This window comes from Salinimicrobium catena (genome assembly GCF_900102915.1).
Lineage (GTDB): Bacteria > Bacteroidota > Bacteroidia > Flavobacteriales > Flavobacteriaceae > Salinimicrobium > Salinimicrobium catena.
Genome location: NZ_FNGG01000022.1, coordinates 1 through 7,309, shown reverse-complemented (window position 1 = coordinate 7,309; position 7,309 = coordinate 1). Strand labels below are relative to the sequence as shown.

The 7,309-nt window shown below is 43.8% G+C and carries 5 protein-coding genes; 1 reads left to right on the top strand and 4 read right to left on the bottom strand.

Annotated features, from left to right (window positions below):
* Nucleotides 1–846 precede the first annotated feature (846 nt).
* Nucleotides 847–1,611, bottom strand: a complete 765-nt coding sequence (locus tag BLS64_RS14960) for a CDP-alcohol phosphatidyltransferase family protein (protein WP_093114514.1) — start codon at nt 1,609–1,611, stop codon at nt 847–849.
* A 230-nt stretch (nt 1,612–1,841) separates the two neighbouring features.
* Between BLS64_RS14960 and lnt the strand changes: the two genes are divergently transcribed.
* A complete protein-coding gene (gene lnt, locus BLS64_RS14950) occupies nt 1,842–3,437 on the top strand; it encodes an apolipoprotein N-acyltransferase (protein WP_093114516.1) in 1,596 nt (531 codons plus the stop codon).
* A gap of 505 nt (nt 3,438–3,942) precedes the next feature.
* Here lnt and BLS64_RS14945 read toward each other — a convergent pair.
* The 3 genes from BLS64_RS14945 to BLS64_RS14930 all read right to left on the bottom strand — a co-directional run bounded on the left by BLS64_RS14945 (nt 3,943) and on the right by BLS64_RS14930 (nt 7,136).
* Entirely contained in the window at nt 3,943–5,343 is a 1,401-nt protein-coding gene (locus BLS64_RS14945; RefSeq protein ID WP_093114517.1) for a sugar transferase, read from the bottom strand.
* Between the two features lie 292 nt (nt 5,344–5,635).
* On the bottom strand, nt 5,636–6,568 hold the full coding sequence (locus BLS64_RS14940; protein WP_093114518.1) for a glycosyltransferase family 4 protein: 933 nt from the start codon (nt 6,566–6,568) through the stop codon (nt 5,636–5,638).
* A 205-nt stretch (nt 6,569–6,773) separates the two neighbouring features.
* Nucleotides 6,774–7,136, bottom strand: coding sequence for a four helix bundle protein (locus BLS64_RS14930; RefSeq protein WP_093114519.1), 363 nt, complete (start codon nt 7,134–7,136; stop codon nt 6,774–6,776).
* Nucleotides 7,137–7,309: the final 173 nt, after the last annotated feature.

Below are 7,309 nucleotides of genomic sequence, written 5' to 3'. Positions count from 1 at the left end.
TGGGAAAATATCCGATTAATCAAATCCTCAATTCCACAATAATCATTGGAAGTTCTGAAACTACCTCCATTACGGTGGAGACACACATCCAAAGTCAATTTACTAATGTCGATACCAACAACTTCTCTAATTTTTTCCATAATTTTATTTTTCAAGAAAGGTTGCTTTAACTAAGACCTTTAAAAGCAAGGCTAATATCCTATATGGTTCTGGCAACCGAATTAAAGAACGGGGACTAATACAGGCAATGGGTCGTCAACCTGGCCGGCAGAAAGTTCACCCCGTTCTTTTTATTTTCAATAAGAACCATAGAAAAAATTGATTAGCCAAATCTAAAGGCCGGTAGGAAGGGGAGGTACGACTGAGAGATCTCTTGCCAACAGGCAACCTATAATACGCAGCCCGCAACAGGCAACATACAACAGGAAACCGGCTATTAACCTTTCACGCAAAGAGCGCAAAGTATCGCGCAAAGGACGCAGAAAGTAACATCAAATTTTAGCCTGACTGTCATTTCGAAGGAGGTACGACTGAGAAATCTCAAAAAACAACGGGTAACCTGCAACAGGCAATTGGCAACCAATTTTTCACGCAAAGAGCGCAAAGTTTCGTACAAAGTAACATCAAGTTTTCAACCCGATTGTCATTTCGAAGGAGCTGAAAGCGACTGAGAAATCTCAACTCGCAGCAGAACTTAATCTTTCCCGCAGATATCGCAGATCTATACAGGTACGAAAATTTTGAATCTCTTCCAGAAGGACTTCGACCAGCTCCCTTCGGTCGCGCTCAGTCTGACAGTAAAACAAAAAAATGTTTCAACACGCAACCCGAAACTGGCGACCTTTTTTAAGCTTCAACCTTCGGTCTCCTTCTATTTGACAACATCGAAAGGATCACATACGAAAGGATGATGAGCGGAATGGCAGCGAACTGCACGAAGATCACCAGGATCAAGCAGTAGAGCAAGAAGAAATATCGAAGCTTGTTCTCGACAAAAGACCAGGTGGTGAATTTCAGTGCGAACAGCGGAATTTCAGCGTTCAGCATATAACAGCTGAACAAGGTAAGGGCAACCAAAAACCACGGGTTCAAAATGATCTCCACCAGCGCAGGCTGCGGCTGAAAGATCAGGATCAGCGGCAGACTGATGATCAGCAGGGCATTCGCGGGTGTTGGCAAACCAATGAAAGAATCTGTTTGACGTTCATCAATATTGAATTTTGCCAGTCGGTAGCCCGAGGCGGCGGTGACCAGTAAACCTACTAATGCCAGGACAGGAAAATTCCATTCCATAAGATCATTTCCGGCTTCCCAGTCTACAGCAGTAGCTTCGTAGCGTGGCAAACTTTTCCTGAACAATTGGAACATTACGATCCCCGGCACCACTCCGCTGGTGATCATATCGGCCAGCGAATCGAGCTGCAGGCCCAATTCAGATTTCACGTTGAGCATCCTGGCGGCCAGTCCGTCGAAGAAGTCAAAGAAAATTCCCAGGCCCACAAAAATGGCAGCCATAACCAGGTTTCCTTGTACGGCAAAAATAGTGGCAATGCTTCCGCAAAGTAAATTGAGGATGGTAATGGTGTTAGGAACGTGTTTTCTCAGGCTCATAGGTTGGTTTTGGGTAAAAATAGTAAAAACTTGCGAGGGTTTGTTGTTTGGAGTTTGTTGTTCTTTGCTCGTTGTTCGTAGTTTGCAGTTCTGAGTTTTAAAATTTGATCCTCCTCCACCAAAGTTTCAGCGGATATATACTTGTAAAGTGAAACTCTCCAGAAGCTAACGGCCAAAGGCTAAAAGCCAACAGCTTTTTTCAAAGCAATTAATTCGTAAATTTGGCTTCCATGAAGTATCTCCTTTACGCACTGCTCTCCGGATTTCTTTTAGCAATGGGCTGGCCCACCTACGGATTTCCGATCCTGTTGTTCTTTGCATTCGTGCCCCTGCTCTACGCCGAGCAGCACATCAGGCTTAAACAGGCGCATAACAGAAAACTAAAGATCTTCGGACTCTCCTACCTGAGTTTTTTCATTTGGAACCTCATCACCACCTATTGGCTGTATTTTTCCACTCCTTTCGGCGGAATATTCGCAATCACAGTGAATTCCCTGCTCATGGCTCTGGTGTTTTTGATCTTTCACATAGTGGCAAAAAAGGTCAATTTCAGCGCCTCCGCCTCTTTTTTCATCAGCTTTTGGATGGTCTTTGAATACCTGCACCTCAACTGGGAGTTTTCCTGGCCCTGGCTCAACCTCGGAAACGCTTTTTCTGAAAGGACTTCCTGGATCCAATGGTATGAATATACGGGAACTTTCGGCGGAACGCTTTGGGTGCTGCTGGTAAATATTTCCCTATTGAAGATGCTCCTGCTATACGAGCAATATAAAGAAAAGGCGATATTATACCGGGGAATTCTCAAGAATGGGCTTTTGATCCTCGTCCCCATCGGGATCTCCATCCTCATCCTGGCTAACTACGAAGAAAGCGAGGAAAAACTGGAAGCCGTTGTACTACAGCCGAATATCAACCCCTACACCGAAAAATACAATACCAACGATACCCGAATTGGCCAATTGCTCACTGAACTGGCTGAAGAAAATATCACCGATAAGACCAAAGTTATCATCGCTCCTGAAACCGTTTTTGCCGACGGTACTATCCTGAGCGATTTCAGGCGATCTGAAGCCAACTTCTTCACCAGGGAATTTGTGAGAAAACATCCGGAAATCAGCTTTTTGAGCGGTATCTCCATGTACGATCGTTTTAGCGATCCGTCGCGGGTTCGTTCTCAAAGCAACCAGATAGGACCAAACGACTGGTACGACGATTACAATTCGGCTTTTATGGTCACTGCCAACGATTCCACCCGTTTTTACCACAAATCCAAACTGGTGGTGGGGGTTGAGAACTTCCCGTACCAGGAGGTATTAAAGCCTGTGCTTGGCAATGTCATGATCGATTTAGGCGGTACAGTAGCCATGAAGACCACTCAAAAGGAACGCGGCGTTTTTGAATTGAAAGATTCCGAAGAAGTAGGACCAATAATCTGCTACGAATCGGTTTATGGTGATTTTACGACAGGTTATGTTAAGAAAGGAGCGGACTTCCTGGCCATTATCACCAACGATGCCTGGTGGGGAGAAACTCAGGGCCACAAGCAACATCTGAGCTATGCCAGGCTGCGTGCCATCGAGAACAGAAGATCTATTGCCCGCAGCGCAAATACGGGAATATCTGCCTTTATCAATGAAAAAGGAGAGATCACTTCTTCTTTGGGGTATGAGCAACAGGGAGCTTTAAGAGGAGAGGTAACCCTCAATGACCGAATTACTTTTTATACCCGTCATGGAAATTATATCGCCCGGGTATCACAATTTCTGGCGCTGTTCATTTTCCTCTTCGCCATGGTACCCTGGAAACGGAGCAGGAAACCTGTTTAAGTGTTTGTGGTTTATTGCTTTTGGTTTGTTGTTCAGAAATATCGTAAACAGGAAACTGTTCATTTCTCGCAAAGAGCGCAAAGGTTTCGCAAAGACCGCTGAATTTCTGTTTGTGGTTTGTGGTTTGATAAAATGTCATTTCGAAGGAGGCACGACTGAGAAATCTCATTTTAAGAACCAATATCTATTTTGGAAACTCTGAATCAACAGGTCATGGATTTCCAGCAGGATTTCGACCAGCTCCCTTCGGTCGCGCCTGCCTGCCGGCAGGCAGGCTCAGTCTGACAGTGCAAAAGAAATAATTTTTTCAACCTGCAACAGGCAAGAGGCAACAAACAACCGGCAACAGTGAAGTTTCACACAAAGATCACAAAGGTTAAAGAAGAGCATAAAGAAATTAGGACTCCACTAATCGCTCTTAGTTAAAATTTCTTTTGACCTAACTTGCAACCCGCAACGGGCAACCTAAGTTCCTCAACTACCGTCTACAGATTAACGACTAACATCACTGTCCCCTAAAAAAAATAATGGTACTAAGCGTCTTCACCAGGATGGTGATATCCAGGAACACATTGCGGTGTTTAATGTAGTAAAGGTCGTACTGAAGTTTTTCCAGACTGTCGGCGTGACTGTCGGCGTAATCTGTCATGACCTGTGCCCAGCCGGTAAGTCCGGGTTTGATAAAGTGGCGGGTATCATAATAGGGAATGAGTTCTGAAAGTTCCTCCACAAAAACAGGTCTTTCGGGCCTTGGACCTATCACGCTCATCTCTCCTTTTATGATGTTATAGAATTGCGGAAACTCATCTATTCTTGACCTGCGAAGGAATTTTCCGAAGCGGGTGACGCGGCCGTCATTCTTTTTGGTCCACTGTGCACCATTGGGTTCAGCATTACAGGGCATGGTGCGAAATTTCAGGATATCGAAAACCTCTCCGTTCTTTCCTACCCTTTTTTGTTTGTAAAAAAGCGGCCCCGGATTAGCAATGAGGTTTCCGAAGTAAATAAAGGGAATCAGCAAAGCCCCGATAATTAATCCCAGGATGGAAAGAAAAATGTCTGCGGTCCGGTGAAAGAAAAGGTAGAATTTGTTGTCATTGCTGCTGCTGAACCTGAAGAACTTATAAAAATTCCGTTCAATGTGCTGCACGGGTATACGGTGCGTCTTTTCTTCATAGACCATACTGTAATCCCTTATGGGAAACCCCCTTTTTAAAAGCACGAAGATCTGCTCGTTAAGGTCTGAGATCTCAGCTTCAGGCTCAATATCTGAAATAAGGATCTCATCTACCTTATGCCTTCTGATGATCGAGGTGAGATCCTCGGCAGAATACCGGTAGATCCCAGGCTTGAAATGCTCATTTGCAGCCTCTTCTTCCTTAGCTGTATTCACATACCCAATCACATTGTAGTACGGATCTGCCCGCTGCAGCTGACTTGAAATAAGATCCACATTGAAGGAATCGCCAATGATAAGCACTCGCTTTTCGAACCTGCGGGTTGAGATAAGGCTGATATAAGTAAACCTCCAGAGCAGCATTGAAACTGCGATCGCCAGGTAAAAATAGACGATCTGCATCCTGTTGTCCGGCAAGACCGGGGTGAGCAGTGGAGTCAATAAGAAGAAAAGCACTGTTACAGAAGTGGTAAGGATCACGTTCTTAAGGACCGCCTCATACCGGCTGGCCTTTTGAAGATCATATAATTCAAAGACCGTGGAGAAGAGCATAAGGTATGATCCCAGCACAAGGGTCCAGATCCAAAAATCTGCACTTATCCTGTAATAGTTCATGCTAAAGAAAACACTAGTTAGGTAAAGAGCGGCAAATACCCAGATCAGGTCAAAGATCCGCAGGAACACCTTACGTTCAGAAATTTCAAGATGCATGCGTCGCCTTCGGGACATTAAAAAGATTTTACGTGGTAAATATAAGGAAGAGTTTAAAGCTGAAAGTTCTGCTTCCCTTTTTTTTGTGCTAAATCTTGATGAGTCCATAAGCCTTCCCCAGCACCATATTTTATAGTGCCTCCTTTTAACAGTAAAACAGACATTTAAGAGTTGAGCTTACAGTAGGGAGGAATCGATAAGCCCGAAAAATTCCGCTGATGCCATCCGGACAAAAACAGAAAACTGTAGGAGTTTCTTTGTTGTTGAAATTACTAAAAATCAAATAATTAAAAAATGAATCAGGGAATTTTTATTTAAGAAGATCTTGCCACAGCAGCTTTACCCTTTCCCAATCAAAAGCTTCCACTTTCTCACGGGCCGCGCGGGTCCTTTCTACGGAACGGGCAGGATGACGAAGCACTTCTTTTACAGCCTGGGACATTCGTTCGGGATCTTGGGGAGGAACAAGTATTCCGTCTATGTCGGCAGAAATAAGATATGAAAGTCCTCCAACATTTGTTGAAACCACGGGCAAGCCAAGCGCCATGGCTTCAACAACACTTACAGGAGCGTTGTCAATAGTGGTAGTATTGAGGAAAATGTCATAACTCCTGGAAAGATCTGTCCACTCCTTTTTTTCCATTCTGCCGGGAAATTTCACCGGTAATTTTTTGCGGCCGGCGTACCGCAGGCATTCTTTATACGAATCATCTTTTACGGGACCGACCATACAAAGCGTCGCTTCCGGGAAATCCGGCAGCAGCAATTCCAGCGTCTTTATTGCCGACACTGGATCATAAATTTCGTCAAATGCCCGCACCCAAAGTAGCCTGGGCTTCAGAGATTTCCTTTCTAAAAAGGGATATTTCTGAATATCTATGCTGTTGGGAATATATTTGACGTTCAGGATTCCCGCCTGCTGAAAAACAGTTTTTAAATAAAGAGAAGGAGCAACGTTCAGGTAAGCCTTATTAAAAAGTCTATTTGATGCTTTAGGAGACGTTTTCAGCCGATTCGGGAGTTCCCCGCCGTGGAGAATAGATACATAAGATAATTTCAGACTTTGACATAGCCTGGCAATGACAGAAGCATACCAGAAATTTTTAGTACTGTAAGTATCGATCAGAACATAATCCGTTTTTTTTCTGTTGTTAAATACCATCAGTACCATATCCAGCAACCTAATAACCTGGTTCTTTTTGGCTGAAGCGGTTTTTACTCTAAACCCCTCCTTGCGGAGCAACGGCGAGAGCGTTTCAACAGAGGTGGGACTGCCTCCTCGCGGCGATAATATGTTCCCTATGTAGATGAGGTTTTTCAGTTGTCGGTTGTCGGTTGTCGGTTGTCGGTTGTCGGTTGTCGGTTGTCGGTTGTCGGTTGTCGGTTGTCGGTTGTCGGTTGTCGGTTAAAAGAAATGGAATCTTCAGATAATACTTTCGGAATAATTCTCAACTTTTCCAGTTCTTCTCAACATACTGAATAAATGAAAAAATCTTACCTCCTAACAAGTCATACTTCTTCCTAAGTTCCTTTATTTCGTCAATCTCATAGAGCTCATCGATCATCTCCAGCTGAGATAGACACTCCAGAAGGGAGGCATGACTATAAGTAAGAAATTTCAAAAATTCCTGTTTGTAGACCCTCCGGCCGTAACCTTCTACAATATTGTCTTTGATGCTCTTAGAAGACCTTCTTACCTGACTCCCCTGCTCGTACAACTCAAATTTTGGTAGCTTAAGTGAAACTCTATGAACCTCGATCGCATAAGCAAAAGCTAATTTATAAATATCGAGATCTTTGTAACTTTTCATATTCTTCAGTTTTCAGTTTTCGAATATTAGTTATCAATTATCGGTTATCAGTCATAAAATTGAGCGAAGCGAAATTTTCAACTGAGAACTCACAACTGAGAACTCACAACTGAGAACTCACAACTGAGAACTCACAACTGAGAACTCACAACTGAGAACTCACAACTGAGAAC